General features: G+C 72.5%; 23 protein-coding genes and 3 pseudogenes. 12 read left to right on the top strand and 14 right to left on the bottom strand.

Annotation, left to right across the window (positions count from 1 at the left end; genetic code table 11):
• The first annotated feature begins 117 nt into the window (after positions 1–117).
• Genes KV205_RS06265 through KV205_RS06245 form a run of 5 tightly spaced genes read left to right on the top strand, consistent with a single transcriptional unit; the run spans position 118 to position 7,337 of the window.
• On the top strand, positions 118–1,308 hold the full coding sequence (locus KV205_RS06265; protein ID WP_265862844.1) for an ATP-grasp domain-containing protein: 1,191 nt from the start codon (positions 118–120) through the stop codon (positions 1,306–1,308).
• Positions 1,305–3,092, top strand: a complete 1,788-nt coding sequence (locus KV205_RS06260) for an IucA/IucC family protein (protein WP_265862842.1) — start codon at positions 1,305–1,307, stop codon at positions 3,090–3,092. The genes KV205_RS06265 and KV205_RS06260 overlap by 4 nt, the downstream gene beginning before the upstream one ends.
• A complete protein-coding gene (locus KV205_RS06255; protein WP_265862841.1) occupies positions 3,089–4,354 on the top strand; it encodes an MFS transporter in 1,266 nt (421 codons plus the stop codon). Before KV205_RS06260 ends, KV205_RS06255 begins: the two co-directional genes overlap by 4 nt.
• Positions 4,351–6,138: an IucA/IucC family siderophore biosynthesis protein gene (locus KV205_RS06250; protein WP_374214634.1), complete on the top strand. Its 1,788-nt coding sequence runs from the start codon at positions 4,351–4,353 to the stop codon at positions 6,136–6,138. The genes KV205_RS06255 and KV205_RS06250 overlap by 4 nt, the downstream gene beginning before the upstream one ends.
• Entirely contained in the window at positions 6,135–7,337 is a 1,203-nt protein-coding gene (locus KV205_RS06245; protein WP_265862838.1) for a type III PLP-dependent enzyme, read from the top strand. Before KV205_RS06250 ends, KV205_RS06245 begins: the two co-directional genes overlap by 4 nt.
• Here KV205_RS06245 and KV205_RS06240 read toward each other — a convergent pair.
• Both KV205_RS06240 and KV205_RS06235 read right to left on the bottom strand, forming a co-directional pair.
• On the bottom strand, positions 7,300–8,412 hold the full coding sequence (locus tag KV205_RS06240) for an iron-containing redox enzyme family protein (protein ID WP_265862836.1): 1,113 nt from the start codon (positions 8,410–8,412) through the stop codon (positions 7,300–7,302). The genes KV205_RS06245 and KV205_RS06240 overlap by 38 nt on opposite strands.
• A 94-nt stretch (positions 8,413–8,506) precedes the next feature.
• Positions 8,507–8,767: a CDGSH iron-sulfur domain-containing protein gene (locus tag KV205_RS06235; RefSeq protein ID WP_265862835.1), complete on the bottom strand. Its 261-nt coding sequence runs from the start codon at positions 8,765–8,767 to the stop codon at positions 8,507–8,509.
• Between the two features lie 162 nt (positions 8,768–8,929).
• Here KV205_RS06235 and KV205_RS06230 point away from each other — a divergent pair, with 162 nt between their 5' ends.
• Complete coding sequence (locus tag KV205_RS06230) at positions 8,930–10,228, top strand: cytochrome P450 (protein ID WP_265862834.1); 1,299 nt, start codon at positions 8,930–8,932, stop codon at positions 10,226–10,228.
• Between the two features lie 12 nt (positions 10,229–10,240).
• On the opposite strand, the gene KV205_RS06225 is transcribed toward KV205_RS06230, so the two are convergent.
• The 7 genes from KV205_RS06225 to KV205_RS06195 all read right to left on the bottom strand — a co-directional run bounded on the left by KV205_RS06225 (position 10,241) and on the right by KV205_RS06195 (position 17,564).
• Positions 10,241–10,933 carry an HAD family hydrolase gene (locus KV205_RS06225; protein ID WP_265862833.1) on the bottom strand — a complete coding sequence of 231 codons (693 nt, stop codon included), beginning with the start codon at positions 10,931–10,933 and terminating at the stop codon, positions 10,241–10,243.
• A 55-nt stretch (positions 10,934–10,988) separates the two neighbouring features.
• Positions 10,989–11,690 carry a HemK2/MTQ2 family protein methyltransferase gene (locus tag KV205_RS06220; RefSeq protein ID WP_265862831.1) on the bottom strand — a complete coding sequence of 234 codons (702 nt, stop codon included), beginning with the start codon at positions 11,688–11,690 and terminating at the stop codon, positions 10,989–10,991.
• A 300-nt stretch (positions 11,691–11,990) separates the two neighbouring features.
• Positions 11,991–13,700: a GMC family oxidoreductase gene (locus KV205_RS06215; protein WP_265862830.1), complete on the bottom strand. Its 1,710-nt coding sequence runs from the start codon at positions 13,698–13,700 to the stop codon at positions 11,991–11,993.
• Complete coding sequence (locus KV205_RS06210; protein ID WP_265862829.1) at positions 13,697–14,320, bottom strand: gluconate 2-dehydrogenase subunit 3 family protein; 624 nt, start codon at positions 14,318–14,320, stop codon at positions 13,697–13,699. The genes KV205_RS06215 and KV205_RS06210 overlap by 4 nt, the downstream gene beginning before the upstream one ends.
• Positions 14,317–14,736, bottom strand: coding sequence for a hypothetical protein (locus KV205_RS06205; protein ID WP_265862828.1), 420 nt, complete (start codon positions 14,734–14,736; stop codon positions 14,317–14,319). The genes KV205_RS06210 and KV205_RS06205 overlap by 4 nt, the downstream gene beginning before the upstream one ends.
• Positions 14,737–14,742: 6 nt before the next feature.
• Positions 14,743–16,542, bottom strand: a complete 1,800-nt coding sequence (locus KV205_RS06200; RefSeq protein WP_265862826.1) for a thiamine pyrophosphate-requiring protein — start codon at positions 16,540–16,542, stop codon at positions 14,743–14,745.
• Positions 16,539–17,564 (bottom strand): TIGR03557 family F420-dependent LLM class oxidoreductase, encoded by a 1,026-nt coding sequence (locus KV205_RS06195; RefSeq protein WP_265862824.1) that lies wholly within the window; start codon positions 17,562–17,564, stop codon positions 16,539–16,541. The genes KV205_RS06200 and KV205_RS06195 overlap by 4 nt, the downstream gene beginning before the upstream one ends.
• Positions 17,565–17,782: 218 nt before the next feature.
• Between KV205_RS06195 and KV205_RS06190 the strand changes: the two genes are divergently transcribed.
• Together KV205_RS06190 and KV205_RS06185 are read left to right on the top strand one after the other, a co-directional pair.
• Positions 17,783–18,106 carry a plasmid stabilization protein gene (locus tag KV205_RS06190; protein ID WP_265862822.1) on the top strand — a complete coding sequence of 108 codons (324 nt, stop codon included), beginning with the start codon at positions 17,783–17,785 and terminating at the stop codon, positions 18,104–18,106.
• Positions 18,107–18,502: 396 nt separating this feature from the next.
• Positions 18,503–18,658, top strand: a complete 156-nt coding sequence (locus tag KV205_RS06185) for a hydrophobic protein (RefSeq protein WP_265862821.1) — start codon at positions 18,503–18,505, stop codon at positions 18,656–18,658.
• 59 nt (positions 18,659–18,717) lie between these two features.
• Here the strand turns inward: KV205_RS06185 and KV205_RS06180 are convergent.
• Positions 18,718–19,197 (bottom strand): annotated as a pseudogene (locus tag KV205_RS06180) (hypothetical protein); the annotation flags it as partial.
• 514 nt (positions 19,198–19,711) lie between these two features.
• Between KV205_RS06180 and KV205_RS06175 the strand changes: the two are divergent.
• Together KV205_RS06175 and KV205_RS06170 are read left to right on the top strand one after the other, a co-directional pair.
• Positions 19,712–20,071, top strand: coding sequence for an STAS domain-containing protein (locus KV205_RS06175; protein WP_265862820.1), 360 nt, complete (start codon positions 19,712–19,714; stop codon positions 20,069–20,071).
• Positions 20,068–20,559, top strand: coding sequence for a DUF6328 family protein (locus KV205_RS06170; RefSeq protein WP_265862818.1), 492 nt, complete (start codon positions 20,068–20,070; stop codon positions 20,557–20,559). Before KV205_RS06175 ends, KV205_RS06170 begins: the two co-directional genes overlap by 4 nt.
• Here KV205_RS06170 and KV205_RS06165 read toward each other — a convergent pair.
• Together KV205_RS06165 and KV205_RS06160 are read right to left on the bottom strand one after the other, a co-directional pair.
• Positions 20,454–21,308 (bottom strand): annotated as a pseudogene (locus KV205_RS06165) (metallophosphoesterase). The gene KV205_RS06170 and the pseudogene KV205_RS06165 overlap by 106 nt on opposite strands.
• The gene (locus KV205_RS06160; protein WP_265862816.1) at positions 21,305–21,565 is read right to left on the bottom strand and encodes a hypothetical protein; all 261 of its coding nucleotides are present in this window, start codon (positions 21,563–21,565) and stop codon (positions 21,305–21,307) included. Before KV205_RS06160 ends, KV205_RS06165 begins: the two are co-directional and overlap by 4 nt.
• A gap of 14 nt (positions 21,566–21,579) precedes the next feature.
• Between KV205_RS06160 and KV205_RS06155 the strand changes: the two are divergent.
• A pseudogene (locus tag KV205_RS06155) lies at positions 21,580–21,807 on the top strand (MarR family transcriptional regulator); the annotation flags it as partial.
• Positions 21,808–21,908: 101 nt separating this feature from the next.
• Here KV205_RS06155 and KV205_RS36510 read toward each other — a convergent pair.
• Positions 21,909–22,373, bottom strand: coding sequence for an ATP-binding cassette domain-containing protein (locus KV205_RS36510; protein ID WP_374214633.1), 465 nt, complete (start codon positions 22,371–22,373; stop codon positions 21,909–21,911).
• Between the two features lie 89 nt (positions 22,374–22,462).
• On the bottom strand, positions 22,463–23,677 hold the full coding sequence (locus KV205_RS06145; protein ID WP_265862814.1) for a nitrate/nitrite transporter: 1,215 nt from the start codon (positions 23,675–23,677) through the stop codon (positions 22,463–22,465).
• A gap of 239 nt (positions 23,678–23,916) precedes the next feature.
• Here KV205_RS06145 and KV205_RS06140 point away from each other — a divergent pair, with 239 nt between their 5' ends.
• On the top strand, positions 23,917–24,174 hold the full coding sequence (locus KV205_RS06140) for an SHOCT domain-containing protein (RefSeq protein ID WP_265863285.1): 258 nt from the start codon (positions 23,917–23,919) through the stop codon (positions 24,172–24,174).
• Positions 24,175–24,199 lie beyond the last annotated feature (25 nt).

Raw genomic sequence — 24,199 nt, 5'->3', positions numbered from 1 at the left:
AGGGGCTGTTGATAGCTTAGGGTTGCCTAACCTAAACTCGTCGTCGCGGTGCCGTGCGGGGCGTGCCTCCCCGCCACCGCACCACACGTCCCCTCCCCGGAAGGCCCCGGCATTCCCATGCGGCTGTATCTGCTCGCCCTGAATCCCACCGACTCGGTCACCGAGGGGTTCCTCCCCGCAGCGGCCCGCCTCGGTCTCGACGTCACCGTTCTGACGGACCAGCCGGATTCCCATCGCCGGACCTACCCGGACATCGAGATCCTGGAGTGCGACGTACGCGACTTCCGCGCCGTCATCACCCGGATCTCCACCCACCACCGGCCCGACGCGGTCTTCACCAACAGCGACCACCTCCAGACCCAGGCCGCGCTGGCCGCCGAGTACTTCGGCCTGCCCGCCAAGGACTGGCGAGCCGCGCTGCGAGCCAAGGACAAGGCACACCTGCGCCGCCATCTCGCCCTGACCGGCGCCGACACCGTCTGGTCCACCGAACTCCCCGCCGGGCAGGACCCGTCCTCGCTCACCGCACTCGACGTGCCCTACCCCTGCGTGGTCAAGCCGCGCGAGGGGGTCGCCAGCGAGGACGTCGTCCTGGTCGCGAGCGGCGAGGAACTCCCGTTGCGCTGCAAGGAGATACAGACCCGGCGGCCCGAGGCCGCGCTGGTCGTGGAGGAGTTCCTGGCCGGTGAGCTGTGCACCCTGGAGACGCTGGGCGACGGAAGGATCCGGCACGTCCTCGGCGGATTCCACACCGAACTGTCGCCGCCGCCGTACTTCATCGAGGAGCGGCTGACCTTCGTCCCGGCCCACCCCGAGCCGGTCGTCGAGCAGGTCCTCGCCCAACTCGACGCCCTCGGCGTCGGCTTCGGCGCCTGCCACACCGAGTTCGTCGTCCACGACGGCCGGGCCCGCATCATCGAGGTGAACTACCGGGCCATCGGCGACCAGTGCGACCTGCTGCTCGCCCAGCTCCTCGACATCCCGCTCTTCGAACACATCCTGCGCGCCCACCTCGGCGAACCGCTGCCCGCGGACCTCGGGGCCCGCACCGACGGCGCGGCCCGCCTGGACTACCCCTGCGCCGAGACCGCCGGAACGCTCGTGTCCGCCCCCGGCCCCGTCGACCTCGACACCGGCGGAGTGCGACTGACGTACCGGCCGCTGCGCGAGACCGGTGAGCGGCACGAGCTCTACCGCACCAACCGCGACTACCTCGGCGTGCTGCGGGCCACCGGCACCGACCAGGCGACCGTCGACCGGGTCGTCACGGACTTCCTGGCCGCGCAGCGCTGGGAGATCGCGCCGTGACGACACTCGTCGAAGAGACACGCGCCCCGGGCAGCGAAGGAGCTGAACGGGACCTGCTCCTGCGGGTGCTGTCCGCGCTGCTGCGCGAGGACGTCGCCGGGCTGCGCAGCCGCAGCGCCCTCGTCCGGCGGACGGACGGCCCATGGCTGCGCCGGGCCACCGAAGACGGCGGCGCTCTGCTGCTGCCGGTCGCGGAGGACGGCTTCCAGAGCACGTACGCGGCCCGGCTGCCGCTGCTCGTACGAGAGCCGGACGGCGGCACGCTGACCACGTACGACGAGATCCTCGCCGCCCTCAAGGCCCTGGCCGAGCCGGTCGACCACCCCGGCTTCGACGCGTACACCGAGGAATGCCGGCAGACCCTCGCCACCATGCGGCTGCACGAGCGGACCCGCGAGGAGACCGTCGCCCGACTCGCCGACCTCCACGGGGACGACCCGGCCCGCTGGACCGGGTACGCCGGAGGTCTCGCGCACGACACGCTCGCCGCCCGCCTCGACCACCCGGTGTACCCCACCGCCCGGGGCCGCTCGGGCCTGGACGACGATCAGGTGCGCGTGTACGCCCCCGAGTTCCACCCGCGCTTCGCCCTGCGCTGGGTCGCCGTGCCCCGCGAGGCCGTCACCGTGCCGGGCGGCGCCGACCGCCTGCCCGCCTTCTGGCCGTCGCCGTCCGAGCTGGGGCTGCCGGCGCTCTCGCGTACTCATCTCGCGCTGCCCGCCCATCCGCTGACGGCGGGCGCGCCGCTGGAGGAGGCCCTGCGGGCGACCGGCCTGCACGAGCGGGCGGTGCCTGCTCCGCGCCCCCACCTTGAGGTCGTACCGACCCTCTCCATGCGGACGGTCGCCCTGGCCGACGACCCCTCCCTGCACCTCAAGCTGCCGCTGGCCACCGCGACCCTGGGACTGCGCAACCGGCGCACCATCAAGCCGGGAACGCTCGTCGACGGCGTGGCGGGTCAGCGGCTCCTGGAGACCGTGATCGCCCGGGAGCCGCGGTTCCGCGAAACGATTCTGCACGCCGATGAGACGGTGTACGCCCACGCCGGGCACGAGCTCCTCGCCGTCCTGTGCCGCCGCTACCCGGCCGGCCTCGACGACTCCGTCGTCGTCCCCATGGCGGCGCTGCTCAGCGAGGCCCCCGGAGGCCGGCTGGTGATCGACCACCTCGCGGACCGGTTCCACGGCGGGGACCCGGTGGCCCTGCTCGACGCCGTCCTCGCCCTGCTGCTCGACTGGCAGACCACCCTGTTCGGGTACGGCATCGCCCTGGAGTCCCACCAGCAGAACATCTCGCTCGTCCTCGACCGGGCGGCGGACGGCGCCGCCCGGCTCCGGCTGCTGCTGAAGGACAACGACGGCCCGCGCATCCACACCGGGCGGCTGCGGGACACCCTGGGCGCCGACGCCCCCGACCCGGCCGCCTTCGACGACCCCCGGATCTTCGGCGACGACGACCGGGCCGTCACCGACCTGTTCACCACCATCACCGTGCACCTGTGCGCGGGCGCCTACGCCTTCGGCCTCGCCCACCACGGCCGCGCCCCGCTCACGACGCTGCTCGCGCTGATACGGGACCGCCTCGCCGAGGGCGTCGAGCGGCTCGGCACCGGTCCGGGCGAGCCCGGCGCCGTGCTGCGCGCGCACGTCCTGGACGCGGCGGAACTCCCGGTCAAGGCCATGGTCACCGCCGGCACGCTGCTGTCCAAGGAGCGGTCGGGCGCGGCGGACATCAACAAGCACTACACCACTGGCCCCAACTACCTGAGGACGGTCGAAGGATGAGTGCAACCGCCGCCCCGCCGAACCACGCCACCGCGGCAGCGGCCGTCGCGCCCGCGGCGGGCCCCGTCCTCGCCCGCCGGCAGGTGCACGCCGTGGCCGGGTGCTACTTCGTGGCATCCTTCGCCGCGCTCGGCCTGCCGCCCTTCCTGACCCGGATCCTGCCCGAACTCGGCGATCCCACCGCCCGCTGGGCCGGCGTCCTCTACATCGTCCCGACCGTCTTCGGCGCCGTCGGCGCGCCCTTCTGGGGCCGGCTCGCGGACCGCTACGGCCGCAAGCGGCTGCTGCTGCGCGCCCAACTCGGGCTGGCCGTGGCGTTCCTGCTCGCCGGCTGGGCCGACTCGATCGCGCCCTTCACCGCCGCCCTCGTCCTCCAGGGCATCCTCGGCGGCACGTTCGCCGCGTCCAACGGCTACCTCGGCGCGGCCCTGGAGGGACCGGCCCTGTCGAAGGCCCTCACCCTCATGCAGGGCGCGGCGCGCGCCGCCCTCGTCTTCGCGCCGATCGTCGTCGGCTCCCTGTCGCCCTGGCTCTCGCCGCACCGGCAGTACGCCCTGCTGGCCGTGCTGCCGCTCACCGCGGCCCTGCTGATCGGGGCGCTGCCGGAGTCGCGGGGCGGGCACGCCCAGACGCCGACGGCACAGGACGCTCCGGAGGATGTACCGGAGGCCGCAAAACCGCAGGCAGGGGCTGAGGCGACCTCCCTGCGGGCGCTGTACGCCCTGGAGTTCGCCTTCGTCTTCTCCACCGTCATCTCCTTCCCCTACCTCGTCTCGCTCATCGAGCACCGGCTCCCCGGCACCTCCCCGGCCGTCTCCGGTGTGCTGTTCGCCCTGCCTCACCTGTGCTACCTGGCCACGGCGATGGCGGTGCACAAGTCCTTCCACCACCGCCCCCGGTTCGGCCTCGCCCTCGGCTTCCTCTGCATAGCGCTCGGCCTCGCCGGTCACGGCGCGGCCGACTCGCTGCCCGCCCTCACCGCCGTACGTCTCGTGCTCGGGGCCGGCCTCACCCTCGGCCTCGTCTGCCTGTCCGCGCTGGCCGCCGACTGCGCCAAGGGCCGGGCCCCCGGCGGCATGTTCGGCTCGCTCGAGTTCTTCTCGAAGGGCGGCGCCGTCGCGGCAGGTGTCGCCGCCGCCGTCGGCAACGGCTTCTTCGGACCGGCCGCCCCGGTCCTCACGGGCACCGCCGTGGCCCTGGCCACCGTCGTGCCCACCGTTCTGCCCCTCCTGAACCCCCTCCGCACCCGCTGGAGCCGATGATGTCGCCGACCCGAACGCAGGGCACCGCCCACCCCACCCCAGCCGCCGCCGAACTGCCGGACGCGGACACGGTCGTGGCGCACACCCTCCTCAACTGCCTGCTGCGCGAGGTCTCCGGACCGGAGCACCAGACAGCCGCCAGCGACGGCCACCTCCTGCTGCGCCTGCCCCGCCGTGGCGTGGTGCTGCGCGTGGCGCTGCGGCGTACGTCGCTGCTCGGCGCGCACCGCTTCACCGGACCGGTCCACGAGCAGCGCGACGGGACCTGGGAGCGCATCGAATGGCGGCGCCTCGCGGGATACGTCCAGGACGAGCTGTCCGCGCGTACCGGCGTGCGCAACGACGAGTTCCTCGACCAGATCGCCTCCAGCCACCAGGCCGTCACGGCGGCGCTCGCCGCCCGCACGACCGGCACGGGCGACCAGGACGCGGGCGACCAGGACACGGCCGGCCAGGACACCTACCTCGCCTCCGAGCAGTCCCTGCTCTTCGGCCACCGTTTCCACCCCACCCCCAAGGCCCGTACCGGCGACGCCGCCTCCTGGCTCGCGTACGCCCCGGAGATCGGCGCCGCCTTCCCGCTGCGCCACCTCGCCGTCCGCGAGGACCTGATCATCGAGGAGACCGCCGAGCCGACGGCGACCGCGCCGCTCGACCGGCTCGCCGACGCCAGGGCCGGCGACGTACCGGACGGCTACCGGCTGCTGCCCGCGCACCCCTGGCAGTACGAGATGCTCGCCGGCCACCCCGCACTGCGTGCCGCCCTCGATCGCGGCGACATCCTGGACCTCGGGCCCGGCGGCACCCCCTTCGCCGCCACGGCCTCCGTCCGCACCCTCTACGACCGCGAGACCTTCCTCAAGTTCAGCCTGAACGTCCGGATCACCAACTGCCTGCGGAAGAACGCCAGTTACGAGCTGAGCGGCGCCGTCGCCCTGACCCGGCTCCTCGGGCCCGCACTCGACGAGCTCACCGTCCGGTTCCCCGGCAGCGCCATGCTCCGCGAACCCGCCTACCGCAGCCTCGCCCTCCCCGGCCCCGACGGAGACCCCGACCGCGGTCTGCTCGAAGGCTTCGGCGTGATCGTCCGCGAGGGCCTCGCCACCCGGATCCTCCCCGGCACCACGCCACTGCTCGCCGCCGCCGTCGCCGACGAGTACCTCAGCGGCCCCGGTCACCTCTCGCGCCTGCTCGGGGGCGCGGGCCCCGGCACCGCGCTCGACTGGTGGAGCGCGTACCTCAGGCTCCTCGTCCCGCCCGTCCTGGCCGCCTACTTCGACCACGGCCTGGTCCTGGAACCCCACCTGCAGAACGTGGTCGTCTGCGTCGACGACGACTCCATGCCCGCCCAGGTGCTCTTCCGGGACCTGGAGGGCACCAAGCTGCTGCCCGAGCACCACGCCGACACCCTCGCCGCGCTGCCCGCCGAGGTGGCCGGGCCCATGACGTACGACGCGGAGCGCGGCTGGGACCGCGTCGTGTACTGCCTGTTCGTCAACCACATCGCCGAGATGCTGGCCGCCGTCGCCGACCTGCACCCCGAGACCGAGCCCGCCCTGTGGGCCCAGGTCCGCTCGACCCTTCAGACGTACGCCGACCGCCACGGCTGCCCGCCCCGGCTCGCCGCGCTCCTCGCCGGCGTCCCGCTGCCCGCCAAGGCCAACCTGCTCACCCGCTGGGAGCGCAAGGCCGACCGCGAAGCCGGGTACGTCCGCCTTCCCTCCCCTTTCGCCGAGGACGTGCTGTCCGGAGCGTCCGACGACTCGTGGAGCCACGCCCGATGACCGCCCCCACCCGCGCCGTGCGCGACCTCGTCCTCGACCTGCCCTCCGACGGCCTGCCCGCCTACGTCTACGACCTGACGGCACTGCGCGAGCACGCCGCCGGGGTTCGGGCCGCGCTGCCCGAGCGCGTCGAGCTGTACTACGCCGCCAAGGCCAACCCCGAACCGGAACTGCTCTCCGCGCTCTCGCCGTACGTCGACGGGTACGAGGTCTCGTCGGGCGGCGAACTGGCCCACGTGGGCCGGGCCGTGCCCGGCCGCCCCCTCGCGTTCGGCGGTCCCGGCAAGACCCCGGCGGAGATCGCCGCGGCCCTGGACCTCGGGGTGGAGCGCTTCCACCTGGAGAGCCTCCACGAGCTGCGCGTCCTCGCCGACCTGGCCGCCGACCGGGCCCCGGACACCCCGGTTGGCGTCCTGCTCCGCTTCAACCTTCCCCTGTCCGCCGCGTCCCTGGAGGGCAGCTCCCTCGCCATGGGCGGCCGGCCGACCCCGTTCGGCCTCGACCCCGCCGACGCCGACACCGCCGTCGCCCTCCTGACCGGCGGCACCCTCCCACAGCTGCGGCTCCTGGGCGTCCACGCCCACCTCGCCAGCGGCCTGGAGGCCGAGGAACAGATCGGCGTCGCCGAATCCGTGGTCACCTGGGCCACCCGACTCGCCGCCCGGCACCGCGTCCGCCTCACCGAGGTCGACGTCGGCGGCGGCATGCACGTCGACTACACGACCCCCGAGCGCCGCTACGACTGGTCCACCTACGGCAAGGGCCTCACCCGACTCCTGGACGACCACCCGGACCTCACCCTGCGCATCGAGCCGGGCCGCGCCCTCACCGCTTACTGCGGCTGGTACGCCACCGAGGTCCTGGACGTGAAGCGCAGCCGCGGCGAGGACTTCGCCGTCGTCCGCGGCGGCACCCACCACCTGCGCACCCCCGCGACCAAGGGCCACGACCAGCCCTGCTCGGTACTTCCCGTGCCCTCCTGGCCCCACCCCTGGCCCCGCCCCGCCGCCGGATCCGACACGGTCACCCTGACCGGCCAGCTCTGCACCCCCAAGGACCTCCTCGCCCGGCACGTCCCGGCACCGGGCCTGCGAGCCGGGGACCGGGTGGCCTTCGGCCTCGCGGGCGCGTACGCCTGGAACATCTCGCACCACGACTTCCTCATGCACCCCCGGCCGGGCTTCCACTTCCTCGGGTGAGATCGGGCCCGGGTACCTCGGGCTGTCGGTCCGTGGTGTTCGGCACAAGCGGGGCGCGCAGCGCCGTGGTGCCCTTTCCCCATGCGTGGGTGACGTGCGTGGCGAATGCCTCTTCGAGAAAGGTCGTGGCCTCGGCGCCGAAGGCTACGTCGGGGGCGAGCGCCGGTTCGTCGGCGAGCAGTCCGCCGACCACCTCGCGTCGTACGAGCTGCTCGTGGACGGCGTCGGCTTCCACGTGTTCGTCGTAGAAACGCACAGCGGCTTCGTCGGCGCCGGTCCGGCGCAGCGCGGCGACCATCCGGGACGCGGCGGGCGACGAGGCGATCTCCAGAGCGGCGAAGTGTCCGACGAGGGCGCCCCGGCGGGCTCGGTGGAGGCCGAGCAGCGACATCAGGTTGGCGTTGGCGAGGGCCGGAGCGCCGACGAACGGGAGGTAGTGGCCGTATGCCGGATCGAGACCCAGGGCTTGCATGAGGTCGGCGTACAGACGAGCGTGCATGTGCTCGGCCCGACCGCAGCCGTATTCGTCGTACTGGATCGTGATCATGCCGGCCTTGGCGCGGCCCTGGAGTCGCGGCACCACCCAGAGGTGCGGGTCGGCCTCGCGGAGCTGGTGCACGGAGCGCAGGACGGCGTGTTCCCGCACGTAGTGCGCGGTCCCACGGCGGATCAGGTAGTGGGAGACGCCGTCGCCGTTGCCGTCGGACGGTTCGGTCAGCAGCCGTCCGAACACCTCGTCGGGGTCGTCCGGCCGACCGCACGCCGCACGCAGCGCGTCCTCGAAGCGCCGTTCCAGCAAGGAGCGCATCCGGAGCGGACCGGGATCCCACTCGGCATCGTCGGGGACGCCCGCGAAGCCCTGATAGTGGAGTTCGTAGCCGAGGTGCAGGGCCAGCTGGAGGTCTTCCCCGTACGGATCGGCTGCCTCGGCGGCACGGCGGCCGGGCAGGGGGCCTGCCCCTTCGCGCAGGTGGGCGATGAGGGCCTCGGACAGCTCGCCGCGCGGAGGAGGCAGCTCGGGGCCGCCGCCCGGGGTCGTGGGTCCCCCGTGCTCCCGCAGGGGTGTGGTGGTCATGGCACGGTCTCCTCACGTTCCTCGCCCGGATCCGGATGCGTGCGCCGTTCGGAGGGCGGGGCCCGCACTCAGGCCGGCACGCGGCTGCCTGTGCTCAGCCCGATCGCTCCGGGCTGCGCCGGCCGGGCCGCATGCGGCGGCGGTGGCTGGCGTCGCAGAACGGCCCCCTGAGGCTGCGGCGGCACATGCACAAGGCGACGACGGGCCGGTCGCTGCGCCGGACGGTTCCGTCGGCCAGCACGATCTCCGCGGGACCCTCGACCAACAGAGGCCCGTCGACCACGGGCGCGATCCGCGTGGAGGGCCTCCGGGGCGCGGGGTCCGGGTTCTCGGCGGTCTGCTTCACAGCACTCACGGCGACCTCCCCTCGCGGGCTCACGCGAGTGACGGGTCGGCGACTGCCCCGTTGCGGCGCCGGTATGCCCCGGGTGGCGCGTGCGTGACACGGGACGGGGTAGCCGCCGACAGCAGGCGACCGCGACGCCCCGGGGCGCCCCAGGGCGAAGGGAGTCGGACCATGAGCCTCTCCTACCACGACAGCTCGAACCCCGACGGCGCGGCGGTGCCGCGTTCCGGCGTCGACCGCACGCTCGCGCTGCTTCTGAAGGGGTACGGATGGTTGCCCGGGCTGCGACGGGACCACCCTGGCGAGGATCCGGTAGCGACCCGGCTGTTCGGGCGTCCGACACGGGTGCTGCGGGGCCCCGAGGCAGTCGCGTTCTTCTACGACGAACACCACGCGCAACGTTCCGGCGCGCTGCCCGGTCCCGTCCTCGACACGCTCTTCGGCCGGGGCGCGGTGCACACCCTCGACGGCCTGGAACACCAGGTCCGCAAGGCGATGTTCCTGTCCTGGCTCACCGGTCCCGAGGAGGTCGGCGCGCTGGCCCGCGGAGCGGCCGAGGGGCTGCGTGAGCGTCTCGCCGAACGGGAGGGCGAGGAAGTCACGCTCTTCGACGAGGGCGGGCTCGTCCTCGCCCGCGCCGTGCGCGACTGGGCGGGGCTGCCCGGGTACGACGCCGGCGGCACCGTACGACTGGGCCGGGACTGCGTGGCCATGGTCGACGGCTTCGCCACACCGGGACCGCGCCATCTGCGGGCCCGGCGGGCCCGGAAGAGGCAGGAGCGGCTGCTGGCCGCCGAGGTCGTACGAGCCCGGGCTGCGCCGCCCGCCGAGCTGCCGCGCACGCCCTTCGAGGCGGTGGTGGCCCACCGCGACGCCGACGGATCGCTGCTGGACCCGGCGACCGCAGCCGTGGAACTGCTGAACATCGCGCGACCCACGGTGGCGATCACCTGGTTCCTGACCTTCGCCACCCACGCCATGAGCCTGCGGCCCCGTCTGCGGCGGCGGCTCGCGGCGGAGGAACCGGCCGGGCTCGCCCGGTCCTTCGCGCACGAGGTGCGCCGCTTCTATCCGTTCGTCCCGTTCATCGGCGCCCTCGCGCCCGACGGGCTCGTGCTGAACGGGGAGCGGGTGCCGCGCGGCACCCTGCTGCTGCTCGACGTGTACGGGCGGAACCACGACCCCGCTCTGTGGGAGGACCCGTATCGCTTCGTCCCGGACCGGTTCCTGACCGCCTCACCGCACACCGACGCGCTGATCCCGCAGGGCGGTGGTCCGCGCGAGGGGCACCGCTGCCCGGGCGAGGACATCACCGTCGCGGTGCTCGCCGAACTGACCCCGATGCTGGCCCGGCTCGACTTCACCGTTCCCGAGCAGGACCTGCGCATCCCGCTCAACCGGATCCCGACGCGACCGCGAGACGGTCTCCGGATCGTCGTCGGCGCCGGGGCCGGGGCTGTGCACGGCTGATGGCCCCGGCGGTCACCGCGGGGGCCGGGACAGCGGGCTGGTGTCGATCCGCCGCAGCAGGGTCATGGCGTCCTCGCAGACGAGTACCGCGCCCGCGTCCTCCAGCTCGGCGCGCGAGGTTCCGCCCGTCAGCAGGCCGATGCACGGCAGTCCGGCACGCCCGGCGGCCTCTACGTCCCAGACGGTGTCACCGACGAAGACGGCGTCCTCGGGCTCGGCGCCCACCGCTTCCAGGGCCGTCTCCACGAGGTCGGGTGCGGGTTTGGTGGCGTCCACGTCTCCGCCCGAGGTGGCCGCCTCGATCACCTCGTCGGCGTCGAGCAGCCCGCGGACGGCGGCGACCTCCTCCTCGGAGGCCGAGCTGGCGAGCACGACCCGCCATCCGCGTGCGGCCACCGCGCGCAGCAGCTCCGTCGCGCCCTCGAAGGGACGGAGATTCTCGTACCACACGGCGTACAACGTCCCGTGCGCGTCGGCGATCGCACTGTCCTCGGAGCGCTGGCGCCGCTCCCCGAGGACCGCGTCGAGGAGGCGGTCGGCGCCCATGCCGACAGCGCGGTGGATGCGGGACATCGGTATGTCATGACCGTGCCGGCGCAGTGCCTGCCACCAGGTGAGGGTGTGGAGGTAGTTGGTGTCCACCAGGGTCCCGTCGACGTCGAACAGGGCAGCGCCCCGGGACGCTCGTGCCGCACGCGAAGTCATGGTGTCCTCCTCACATCGAGCCCGCCGAGCGGAACCGGTTGATCGTGTGGTTCGGTCATGCCACTTCGCGGTCACGAGTGCCCTGTATCGCCGAGGGCATACGGACGGGGCTGCGGACCGCCCGGATCACCACCAACTCCTCGTCGGTGGTTCCGGGTGGCACAAGGCCCTGGCGCTCGAACCACGGGACCCGCGCCGTCATGACCGGTCCGAACGGCTGCATGCGCCGGGCGATGACCCGGGTCCACAGGCCCGACCGGCCCAGAGCGGCCAGGCTGGCGGCCACTCCGCTGAGCGAGGACTGCACGAGCAGCAGCACGCCGCGGGGCGCCAGCAGGACCGGAACGGCTCGGCAGATGCGGTCGAGCAGGAGACGCCCGTCCGGCCCGGCGTCCCAGGCGCGGCGCGACCCGGCTGCGGGCGCACCGGGCGCGGCGGCGGGCACATAGGGCGGATTGACCGTGACCAGGTCGAAGTGCTTGCCGAACACCGGTTCCGTGAGGTCGCCGTGCAGGACCCGGACCCGGCAGCGGTGGAGCACGGCGTTGAGGCGAGCTGCGGCGACGGCGATGCCGGAGATGTCGGCCGCGGTCGCCTCCGCCCCTCTGCGGGCCGCCGCGATCGCGAGGATCCCCGTCCCCGTACACAGGTCGAGCGTGCGGAGGCCGGGCTCCAGCCGTTCGCGGGCGAGGCTCTCCAGGAGCAGGGACGTGTCGCCCTGCGGGGCGTACACCCCGGGCGGTCTGAGCAGCCTCATCGTCGTGGTCGTAGCCGTGGCCGACTCGGAAGCCGTGGTCGTTCTGGTCGTCGTGGTCATTTTCCGCGAGTACCCGGGGCAGGCCCGGACACTCGTCGTGCCGGCCTTCCCCGCTGCGGTCACTCCGCGGCCGGGACGGGGTGCCGGCCTCGCGACTGCCCGGCCGTGGTCTTCCCACCCGCGCCAAGGCGCGCTGAGGCCGGCAGTCAGGAGCTTGATCATGATCCGGACGTCCGAGGCCCGTGCCTTCGGGGCGTGCTCGCGCTGTGGGGACAGCCGATGGGACGACTTGGGCGGCGTTCAGCGCGGGCTCCGGGCGAGCGGGAGGCCGGCCCGGGATCCGGCTATCAGGCGGGCGGCGGCCCGGTCCGAGAGGGCCATGATCGTGAGGGCCGGGTTGGCGGCGCCCTGGGTCGGCAGGACGCTGCCGTCGGTCACGAGCAGATTGGGTACGGCGAAGGTGCGCAGGTCGGCGTCGACGACCCCGTGTTCGGGCCGGTCGGCCATCCGGCAGCCGCCGACCAGATGGGCGTAGCGCTCGACGGCGACGAGTTCGCGGGCGCCGGCGGCGGTGAGGATGTCGGCCATGGTGCGGGTGGCGGCCTCGGTCACGAGCCGGTCGTTGGCGCAGCGGCCGTGGGTGAAGCGGGCGACGGGCAGTCCGTACGCATCGGTCTCGGCGTCCAGGGTGACCCGGTTGGCGGCCTGCGGCAGGTACTCGCACAGCGCGCCGAGGGTGGCCCAGTACGGGTAGCCGCGCATCCGTTCGCGCAGTTCGGCACCCCAGTGGCCGGCTTCGGCGAGGTGCCGGGCGAAGACGACCGGCAGCGGGGAGACGGTCTGCACCGAGAAGCCGCGCCGGTACGGGCGGGCCGGGTCCGTCTCGTAGAACTGCTCGCTCGTCACCTCGGGAGGCGGCGCCTTGTACATCCGGATCTCGTCGTCGAACCGGCCCGCGACCTGGGGCGCGCCCTGCACCATCACATAGCGGCCGACCTGGTCGTGTTCGTTGCACAGGCCGGAGTTGAGGAGGAGCCGCGGGGACTCGATCGCGTAGCAGGCGAGGGCCACGGCCCGGGCGCGCTGGAGGTGTTCGCGGCCGTCGCGCACGTACCGTATCCCGGTGGCCCGGCCGCGGTCGGTGACGACCTCGGTGGCCATGGCGTCGGCGCGGATCTCGGCGCCGTGCGCGAGGGCGTCGGGGACGTGGGTGTTGAGCGGGCTCGCCTTGGCGCCGACGGTGCAGCCCTGGAGGCAGAAGCCGCGGTAGACGCAGTGCGGGCGGGCGCCGAAGCGCCCGTTGACGATGCCGACGGGGCCGACTCGCGCCTCGATGCCGAGCGCGGCGCAGCCCTCCAGCATGACCTGGCCGTTGCCGCCGACCGGGTGCGGGGCGTGCGGGTAGGGGTGCGGGGCGCCCCAGGGCCAGTACTGGCCGGCGACGGGCAGTTCCTGTTCGAGGCGGGCGTACCCCGGGGCCAGGTCGGCGTAGTCGAGGGGCCAGTCGGCGCCGACCCCGTCGGCGGTGCGGGTACACAGGTCGGAGGGGTGCAGCCGAGGTGCGTAGCCGGCGAAGTGGACCATGGAACCGCCCACGCCCCGACCGGAGTTGTTGGCGCCGAGCGGCACCGGGTCGGGTCCGTCCACGACCCTCGGCCCGGTCCAGTGCAGCCCGCGGGAGCCCTCTTCATCGCTCACCCAGTCCCGCCCCGGGTCCCAGAACGGCCCGGCCTCCAGGCACACCACCCGCCAGCCGGCCCGCGCCAGGCGCTGAGTGAGCACGGCCCCGCCGGCGCCGCAGCCGACGACGACGAGGTCCACCTCGTCGGTGTCGGCGAACCGGCGCATCGCTGGCAGGAGTTCGTGCGCGGGCGGCAGCCAGGCGGAGGCGTTGCGGGCGCGCAGTGCGCCCTGGGGGCGCAGGGTCTCCCGGAGGGTGCCCGCGGCTGCGTCCCAGGCGGCGCGGAGACCGGTGGGGCGACCGACGGGGGCGCCGGGCCGCCGGATCACGGCGGGGACTCCGTCGGCGTGGTCGGCGCCGGGTGCGGCGCCTCCCAGACCTCGCGTGTGCCGCGGCCGAGGCGGACATAGCCGCGGGGGGAGGCGGGTCCGCCGAATCCGGTCTCGTCCCAGGCGAGCGGATGGGAGTAGTAGGCGGCGCAGGCGTGGCGCATCCACAGCTCCCAGACGTGGCGGAGGGGCAGGCCGTGCCAGGGCGGAGCGGGCAGGGTGCTGCGGGCCCGGGTGCACAGCACGTGCAACAGCCGGTAGCGGTCACCGGTCGTGAGGCCGGCGAACCCCGTGCCGCGGTGGCGGAGTCGCGCCTCGGCATCGAGGGCGCCCAGCGACAGCCGCCAGGCGAGGGCGTCCTCGGGGAGGTCGGCGTGGCGCCAGCCGTCGGCGGGGCCTTCGGCGAGCCGCCGGTCGAGGAGAGCGAGCAGGGGGACTCGGCCGGGGGTGTGTGCCTGCCCGGTGAGCAGGTCGAGGAGCGGCCCGGCGATGGCCTGTTCGGCCGGGGTGAGGAAGCGGCAGGACGGCGGGGCCAGCCGGGCCTGAACAACCGCCCGCGTGTGCGGGTCCCAGGCGTGCGCCTGCCGCATCGCGCGCGGTCGAGGGCGCCGGGGGTTCATCGCTCCCTCCGGGACACCGCGGCGAGCAGGCCGAGCGCGCCCACTCCGCTGACCATGAGCGGAGCGAAGAGCGGCGGGCCGAGCTCCAGGTTGTAGCGGGCCATGCGCCAGCCGCCGGGTTTGGCGGCGATCCCGCGGATGTGCAGCCAGGTGCCCTGCAGCCCGTTGAGGACGAGCGCGGCGGAGACGGCGGGCAGGACGGTACGGGCCGCCCGCGGGTCGGCCCAGCCGGCGATTCCGGCGGCGAGTCCGAGCGGGCCGAGCCAGACCGGCCACCACATGACGCGGTTGCCGAAGGAGGCCCGGTCGTGTTCCAGGAAGATCTCGGCGCCGCTGACCGCGGCGCCGAGGCCCGTGGCGAGGGAGAGGACACGCTGCACCCGCCCTTCGCGCACCGTTTCGAGCAGCTCGCGCACGACGTGTCACCGCCCGCCGGGACGATGCGGCAACAGCTCCTGCGCCTTGGCCTTGAGGCCCTGCAGCACCACGTGACCGCGGTGGCCGTCGCCGCGGGCCAGGGAGGCGAGGGTGGCCTCGATCTGCTCCCAGGTCGCGTGCGGCGGGATGGGCGGCACGGCCGGGTCGGTGCGGAAGTCCAGGACGGTGGGCCCGTCAGCCGTCAGGGCCTGCCGCCAGGCGTCCTCGACGTCGCCGGGATCGGTGATGCGGAGGCCCGTCATGCCGAGGGAGCGGGCGAAGGCGGCGTAGGGCACGTCGGGGATGGACTGGGAGGCCGCGAAGGGAGGCATTCCCTCCATGGCCCGCAGTTCCCAGCTGACCTGATTGAGGTCCTGGTTGTTCCAGACGGCCACCACGAGCCGGGGATCGGCCCACTCAAGTGCGTACTTGGCCGCCGTGATCAGCTCCGCCATCCCGTTCATCTGCATGGCGCCGTCGCCGACGAGAGCGATCGCCGGCCGGTCCGGGTGGGCGAACTTGGCACCGATCGCGTACGGGACGCCGCTGCCCATGGTGGCGAGGGTGCCCGACAGCGAGCCACGCATGCCCAGGCGCATCGTGACGTGGCGCGCGTACCAGTTGGCGACGGAGCCCGCGTCCGCGGTGATCATCGAGTCGTCCGGCAGGAGCGGGGCGAGCGCGTGGGCCACGTACTCGGGGTTGACCGGGTCCGCCGAGAGGGCGGCTCGGCGGTCCATGACCTTCTTCCAGCGGCGCACACCGGCGGTCACGGTCCGTTGCCAGCCGCGGTCGTCGTTGCGCAGGAGCAGGGGAAGCAGCCGGCGCAGGGTGGCTGCCGCGTCCCCGACCAGGTTGACCTCGTAGGGATAGCGCAGTCCGACCATGTGCGCGTCGATGTCGATCTGGACGGCGCGAGCCTGCCCGTACGGCGGCAGGAACTCCGAGTAGGGGAAGTTGGAGCCGATCGTGAGCAGGGTGTCGCAGTCCCGCATCAGCTTGTACGACGGGCGGGTGCCGAGCAGCCCGATCGCGCCCGTCACATACGGTAGTTCGTCGCTCAGGGCGTCCTTGCCGAGCAGGGCCTTCGCCACGCCCGCGCCGAGCAGCTCGGCGATCCCCTCGACCTCGCGGGCCGCGCCCGCCGCGCCCTGGCCGATCAGCACGGCCACCCGGGTGCCCGCGTTCAGGACGTCGGCGGCGCGAGCGAGAGCCGCATCGTCGGGAACGGGCGCCCAGCCGCTGGCGTCGAGGCTGGAGGGCACCATCTTGTGGGCGTGCTCCGGGGCGGAGTACGGCAGTTCCTGGACGTCCGCCGGAATGATCACGGCGGTCGGGGCGCGGCGGGCGTACGCGGTCCGGACGGCCCGGTCGAGGACGTTGGGGAGCTGTTCAGGGACGGTGACGGTCTCCAGATAGGCGCTCGCCACGTCCTTGAACAGCGTGTGCAGATCGACCTCCTGCTGGTACGAGCCGCCCATGGCACTGCGGTCGGTCTGGCCGACGAGGGCCACGACAGGAACGTGGTCGAGCTTCGCGTCGTACAGACCATTGAGGAGATGGACGGCACCAGGGCCGGAGGTCGCCGCACACACCCCGAGACGCCCGGAGAACTTGGCGTAGCCGACCGCTTCGAAAGCCGCCATCTCCTCGTGCCGGGCCTGGATGAACAAGGGGTCGTCACCGGCCTTCGCCCAGGCCATGAGCAGGCCGCTGATGCCGTCGCCGGGGTAGCCGAAGACATGGCTCACGTCCCAGGCGCGGAGCCTGTCGAGCAGCTGGTCTCCGACGGTCTGTTTCGTCACGGCTGCTCACCTCCGTCGGCGCCGTCGAGGTTCCAGTGTCCAGTGGTCCCAGTAGTTGGGCTCTTGTCGGCGCCGGCCAGCAGCGGGAGCACCTCTTTGCGGTAGAAGTCGAAGAACCCGCGCTGCTCGGGGCCGATCTGGCCGATGTGAACCCGGTCGAAGCCGGCGTCCACGTATTCCTGCAGGTGGCGAGCGTGTTCCTCCGGGTCGGGGCCGCAGGGTACGGCCGCGCCGACGGCCTGCTCGGTCACCAGTTCAGAGGCCTGCTCGAAGTGGCGTGGGGTGGGAAGGATCTGGCCCAGTTCCCCTGGGAGGTGTTCGATCGCCCAGAGCCGGTGAGCCGTGCGGACCGCTGTTTCACGGGTTTCGGCCCAGCACACCTTGGTCGACGCGTACGCGGGCCGCTCGGGGGCGCGTGCCCGGAACCGGGAGACCAGACCGGCGTCCGGCGCGGTGCTGACGAAGCCGTCGGCTATCCGGGAGGCGACGTCGGCCGCCTTCGGTCCGAAGGCGGAGACATCGATGGGGGGCGGAGTCGCGGGGAGCGTGTAGAGGCGGGCGTTCTCGACCGTGTAGTGCGGGCCGTGGTGGGCGACCTCCTCCCCGGTGAACAGCTGTCGGATCACCGCGACGGCCTCTTCCAGCATCTCCAGGCGCACATCCGCGGGCGGCCAGCGGTCCCCGAGGATGTGCTCGTTGAGCGCCTCACCACTGCCGAGCCCGAGCCGGAACCGCCCGTCGAGCATGATCTGTGAGGTCGCGGCCGCCTGAGCCACCAGCGCGGGGTGGATGCGTACGGTCGGGCAGGTCACGGCGGTCTCGACAGGCAGCCCGCTCACCTGGGAGAGCGCCCCGATCACCGACCAGACGAAGGGGCTCTCGCCCTGCTCGTCGTTCCACGGGTGGAAATGGTCCGAGATCCATAGCGAGCGGAAGCCCGCGTCCTCCGCCATTCGGGCCTGCTCGACGAGGTCGCCCGGCCCGAACTCCTCACAGGAGAGAAAGTAGCCGAACTCGGTCATGACGCCTCCATGAGTGCGGGTCGCCGCTCCATTCCCTGAGTTCCGTCGGTGCGGCTGCCCGGGTGACCGAGAGGGAAACCTGGGGCCGCGGTGTGGTTCAGGGCATGATCCGGACGCGGGCCTGGACGCGACGCCACCTGCATGAAGACCGGTGGAAGGGGCAGCAGCGAAAGGAAGACTTTGCCGCCCGGACAGGGCCTGTCGGGAAGGAGCAGGACATGCCTCGTGGATCAAGCGCCAAGCGGGAACGGCAGTACGAGCACATCAAGCAGAGCGCCCTGGACCGGGGCGAGAGCGAGAAGCGCGCGAAGGAGATCGCCTCCCGCACCGTGAACAAGGAACGCGCCCGCTCGGGTGAGTCCAAGACTGCGAGCAAGAGCTCCACACAGGACATGTCGTCCTCGCGCCGTGGTGGCAAGCGCTCCCACAGCGGCTCCGAGGGACCCACCTACGACCAGCTGTACTCGGAGGCCCAGCGGCGCAATCTGCACGGACGGTCCCAGATGAACAAGGCGGAACTCAAGCGGAAGCTCGGCCATTAGGGGCCAGACATGGATGATCGCGAGCCTCGGAACGGCCTGCGGAGGACGACGAACAGGACAGCGCGTGAGCGACGCGACGGGGAGAGACAGAGCACGGCGGACAACGGTGAGTCCCATGGCGACGGCGGCCACGCGCTCAAACGCCAGCGACCAGGTATCGGACGCGAGGAGCAGTTCCGCCGACACCCGCCGCCGGACGACCGTCCTGGAGAACCGTCCTGAGCGGTGCCCGGGACGAGCTGGAGGGACAGCACGGTGAAGGCACGTCGTGCGGCCTGCGGGCCGGGTGTCTTCATGGCTGAAGGGCATGCATGGGCGTGGCGCGGGAAGTTGCGCGGTGGGCGACCCGGCATAGCGGGGGACACGACACGGGCGGGGACCCGAGGAGGTTTCGTCATGATTCCGCTTCTGCTCGTACTGCTTCTCATTCTGGTGCTCTTCGGAGCCGGCTTCGCCGTCGACGTGCTGTGGTACATCGCCCTCGCCGTGCTGGTGCTCTGGGTGCTGGGCTTCTTCGTCCATGGTGCGCAGGGCCGCTGGTATCGCTGGTGACGCGCAACCCACACCGCCTGGGTCCCGGCACGCGCCTTCCTGCGCGTGCCGGGACGCCTTGGCGTCGTATGGGTGGCGAAGCCCTCCACACCGAGGGGGTCCGAGCCGTCGAGGAGCGGCAGGATGTCGTCCACCCAGGGCCGGACGTTGGCCTGGCCCGTACGGAGTTGGATCTGCTTGTCGAACATCGTGAGCAGGGGCATGGGGTCGATCGCCCCGCCGTAGACACCCGAGACGGATACGGTGCCGCCCCGGCGGACGATGTCGATCGCGCGTGCAGGGCGTCGAGGCGGTCGATGCCCGCGTGGCCGACGGGGCCGAGGACGGTGGCGGAGCCGCCAGGCGGTATGTCGGCGTCCTTCACCGCCTGCCAGGCCGTGGGCAGCACGTCGGAGAGGTGGACGTGACGCTCGTCGGGCGGGCCTTGGGGACCTTCACGGGCAGCGTGTCGCCGAACGGCCCCCGCAGGTACTCGGCCTGCCCGTCGGCACCTGGCCGTAGAGCTTGGTGTAGCCGAGGGCCACGAAGCGCCTGCCCCTGCCCTGACCGCCTCGTCGCGTTCGCCGAGCGCTCTCAGTTCCGGGCGCGCCGGGGAGCGGAGCGGTCTGCCTCGGCCTGAGGTTCGACGAGGCGCCGCAGGAGGCCGGCGATCTCATGGCCGGCTTCGGCAGGGTGGCGGAAGGGAGAGCCGGAAGCGATCGTGTAGCGGTTCCGGCGCGCGTCCTCGGCCCGGCTGCGCGTGAGGGTTGCCTGTAGCGATGCGCACCTGCAGGCATCGGTCTCCGCCTTGAGGTCACGTCCCTTCGTCGAGGCGGAACGGTGGGCGGAGCGTCTGATCCGCGTACGCGCGAGACATTCGCGAGGTATCGGTATCACCGATCTGGAACGGGAGTCCCGTCTCACCTCCGCCCAGGTGGAGGAGGCCGCGCTGTGGGCAGGGCGACGCCGTGTGCCCGCCCGGGGGAAGGGTGTTGACACCTCCGAGCCGACACCGACCGGCCCGCATGGGATCTCGGAGGCAGGGCAGTCGCCGTAGTGAGCAGGAGGTGCGTCATGACATCCGGCGAGGAGCGGACCGCATACCCCGAAACCGAGAGCCGTGTCCCTCACTCATTCGTCGTGTGGGTGAGCGGAGACTTGGACCTCGACCACTCGGCCGAGCTGCGGCCCTTGCTTCTCGACGGTGTCGCGCTGGCCCCCCGGGGCACTGAAATCGTCGTCGACCTCCAGAACTCGTCGTTCTGTGATTCGACTGGTCTCAATCTGCTGTTGGCCGCCAGGGAATCGGCACTCGAATCGGGGAGCCGTGTCACCCTGGCCGCTCCCAGCCACCAGATGGTGCGGCTGCTCGAAATGACGGGTTCCGTCGATCTCTTCGACCTCGGCCCGGCCGAGCAGAGGTGGCCTCGGTGATCGCCAGGGGCGCGCACGTCGGAGAGCGTCAGGAGACCTGCGACGAACGAGCCGACCGGTTGGGGCAGACCGATCGGCTCGTTTATGTCGGCTGTGTCGTCCTGGGAGCGGCAGCGACCGGCACGCTGAGCGCTCCTGTGTGTCTGCACCGGCTCGTCACCGGCCTCGGCGTGAAGCCGGAAGCCGTCGTCCGGCCCTCGAGGTTGACGTCCACGGGCTTGATGCTGTTCCTCGGGACTATTGCGCTCGCCCTGCTCGTCGTCCTGCGCACGGTCGTCAGCCCGCCCGCGGCCTTGATCATCGATGCCGCCCTGCTGATCTGGTTCGCCATCTGCTGGCTGATTCCCGCCTTGGTCCTGCGCCGGGCCGTCTCGTCCCGGCCTCAGATACTGTGCGGCGGAGCAGAGCTCACGGTGTCGGCCGGTCGGCGGGCGACGCCCGTCCGGCCGATTCGGGCGGAGTCGTGGCCGAAGACCTGCAACTCGTAGAACGCGAACGCCCGGTAGATGACCGGCTGGGCGACATTGTGCACGCGGACCCCGCCGGCCGTCATGCCGTGCTCTGTCCCGAGGTGGGTGCGCGTGGCCGTGGACAGCGAGGTCCGCGCCCACGGAGTCGATCGCCTCGGCGAGCAGGTAGCTGCCGAGGAACGGATAGATCTCGACGGGCTCACCGGCCAGCGTGTCGGGGACAGGCGCGAAGTGGGTCAGTGCGATGCGGACATCACAATGATCCGAGGCCAACTCCTTGAGCGCCGAGGCCAGTCGCTCGGCGCCGATGTGCGCCACTCGAACCCAGGCTCTCATCTCCGGTCGCCGAAAGCTCCCGCGCTGCGGCCTGCGAACCCGCCGCAGAACCCCTTCGTGCAGGCCACGCCGACCACGTGGCCTGCGACGGTGAAGACGGTCGACTCTCCCTCCAGGACGCCGACACCCGCGGAGACGAGCGTACGCGTGGCCTCGCCCTCTTCGTCTGAGGGGTAGTCGTGGTTGCCCGGTACGGCGACGACCGGGACACCGATGTCCCGGACCTCCTCGGTCACCACCAGCGCTTCGTGGACGGTGCCGTGGCGGGTCAGATCACCGGCGAGCAGGAGCACATCGGCGCACTCGGGGAGTGTCAGGAATGCGGGACGCAGCAGTCCCGCGCATTCCGAACCCAGGTGGATGTCACCGACCGCCGCCACTCGAACGACGAAGTCGCTGCCTCGCGCGGCCGCCGACGATGCCTGCGTCATGGCAGCCGCTCCACGTGGTCGGGGGCGTCAGCGGAGGGGGTGGTGAGGTCCGTGCGTACGACGAGCCCGGCCAACTCCTCCCGCGCCAGCCGCAGGATCTCCTCTCGCCGGCCGGCCGTAGGCAGCGCGCCGGTCAACAGGACTGTGTCGCCGCGTAGTTCGATCCGGACGCCGAGCTCGGCGACTTCGTCGCCGGCGAGGCGTTCGCGCAGCCGCGCGATCCGGTACTCGACTTCCTCGGAATCGTGTTCCGTCATCGGTCTCGCTCCTCCTGGAACAAGACGGCTACGTGACCAGGCCTGCGGAGGCACCCGTCGGGAAGGTGCTTCCCACGCGGCTCACGCCTCGCGGCCGACGAAGCCTCGAGAAGGCGAGCGCAGCCGTCCGGTCCGTCGAGGCCAGAATGCTGGCCGACCTGACCGAGACCGAGCAGTCAGACGCGTTCCGGATCCTGCAGAGCATGATCCATTCCCTGCGCGGTGGCAACGAGGGTGCATAGCCCGTTCCGCGGCGCACGTCTCGTCGCGCTCGGACAGAAGTGCAGCCGAGCCTGAAATCCGTGTCGGCGACCTCGAAACCGACAGACCCCGACCACACCCTCTACTGCGATGAGCCCCACATCACCCTCGGCCGAGGCAGGAACGGTTCGACGGGCCAGCGGACGGGGCCGAGGCCATGGGCGAGGGGGACGTCGGTTTGGCCGGCACGGGATTCACTGTTGGGTGGCCGCGCCGATGCGAGCGATCCTGCGGCAACGGGCCCACATACACATGGGGAGAGGGATCGATGCCGCATCGTCGGGGTGACGGTGGTCACGAGGGATCTTGCAGCCAGAGCCCGCGAGGTGCGCAGCACTGTAGGGAGGTGCTGCGGGCCGTACCTGTATAGCCCGGACAGACAGGTCAACAGCGTGGTCTTCCCGGAACCGGACGGCCCCATGACTCCCACCATCTCCCCGTGGCGCACGAGGAGATCCAGGTCGAGCAGGGCCGTGACCTCGACGGAGGCCGTCCGGTAGATCTTGGTGACGCCGGTGGCGACGAGGAGCGCCCGGCCGGTGTTCATGCTCTCCATCCCAACCCCGGAAGAAACGGGAGGCTACGGCCACTCAGGCCCCGAAGAGGGGTCGAGGGGCCCAATTGACGCTGCCGCGATCAGACGTCCGCGGTCGTCCGGGCGCGTCTCCGGACAGCGGTGGCGGCCAGGGTGCCCGAGGCCGTCGAGGTGACGGCGAGGAGGACGAACCCCCACGTGTAGTCATGCGCGACGCTGTCGACCGCTCCCATCACGAGGGGTGGGAAGAAGCCGCCGAGACCGCCCGCCGCCCCGACCACTCCGGTCACTGAGCCGACCCGCTCGGCCGGAACCAGACGTGCGACGAGCGCGAAAACGGCCCCGGACCCGGCTCCCAGGCCGGCGGCCATGCCGAAGAAGGCCGCCGTTCCCACGGGAACCAGCGCCGCCTCGAACGCCGCGACCAGGGCGCACACCGAAACGAGCCCGTACGACACCGTCAGCACGGGTACGGGGTGGATCCGGTCCGACAGCCAGCCGCCCACGGGGCGCATGGCCACGGCGAGGACGACGAATCCTGCGGTCCTCAGCGCCGCGTCGGAGCGGCCGAGCTCATAGGCCCGGGTGAGGTACGTCGGGAGGTAGACGCTGAACGCGACGAACCCGCCGAAGGACACGGCGTACAGGAAGGCCAGCTGCCAGGTGGCCGGCGTCCGCACAGCCAGCGCCGTGCGCGACACCATCGACCCCGCCGCCGTCGCGCGTCCCGGACGGTCGCGGAGCAGGAACCAGGCCACCGCGGCGTACACGGCGAGGCAGCCGGCAACGAGGTCGAAGGGGAAGGCCCGTCCGACGGAGTCGGCGAGCTGGACGGTGGTGAACGCCGACAGGGCCGTGCCTCCGGTACCGATGCCGAAGACCCCGAGGGCGACGCCCCGCCGGGCCGGTGGGTACCAGGCGTTGACGAACGGCACGCCGACGGCGAAGGCCGTTCCCCCGAGCCCGAGAAGGAAACCGCCCGCCAGTACCTCGGGCAGCGAGTCGGCCAGGTGCCCCAGGTACAGCACGGGGAGGATCGTGAGCGCCGCGACGAGGGGGAAGACCCGGCGGGCGCCCCAGCGGTCCGTCAGCGCCCCCGCCGGGATCCGACCGAGCGAGCCCACCACCACGGGCACGGCGACCACCAGCGACTGCTCGAAGGAGCTGAGGCCGAGGTCGTCCCGCAGCCGCGGGCCAAGGGGGGCCAGCAGCGCCCACGCCCAGAAGCAGAGCGCGAACCCGATCGTGGCGAGGAGCAGCATCTGCCACGGCCGCGGTGCGTCCGCGACCGGCGGGCTCCCCGTGTTCCGGACCATGGTGGCCTCCCGGCAGTGATCCGCGTGGACGGCGTAAGCCGTGCTGTTCCCCACTCTCCGGCCGCCGGGTCCCAGCTCCCAAGGGCCATTCGTTCCGTTCCGTGACCGTGCGGCCCCACGGCATGGGCCGGTCGGCCCTGTGCGGGGCGTCCTGGGCCGCGCACGGTGGGAGTGACGGACTGGGCCGCAGGCAGGAGTGTCCGGCTGCTGCCCATCCGCCGTCGGGAGTGTGAGTGGCGATGATGTTCTGGTACGGCAACGGCATGAACGGATGGGGCTGGTTCGCCATGTCGGCCGGGATGGTGTTGTTCTGGGGGCTGCTCATCACCGTCGCGGTGATGCTCTTCCGCTCACTGGACCGCGCCGCGGGGCGGCCTCGGGGTTTCGGCCCCGCGGCGTCGGCCGAGCAGATCCTGGGCGAGCGGCTGGCGCGCGGTGAGATCGACGAGGAGGAGTACCGCCGGCGCCTGACCGCCTTGCGCAGCGCGGGACCGTGACCGGTCGGGATGCGGGCGCGGGTGC

It is taken from the genome of Streptomyces sp. SKN60 (assembly GCF_026236535.1).
In the GTDB taxonomy this organism is placed as follows: domain Bacteria; phylum Actinomycetota; class Actinomycetes; order Streptomycetales; family Streptomycetaceae; genus Streptomyces.
The sequence above is the reverse complement of the archived record's forward strand: the minus strand, read 5'-3'. Positions and strand labels throughout refer to the sequence as shown.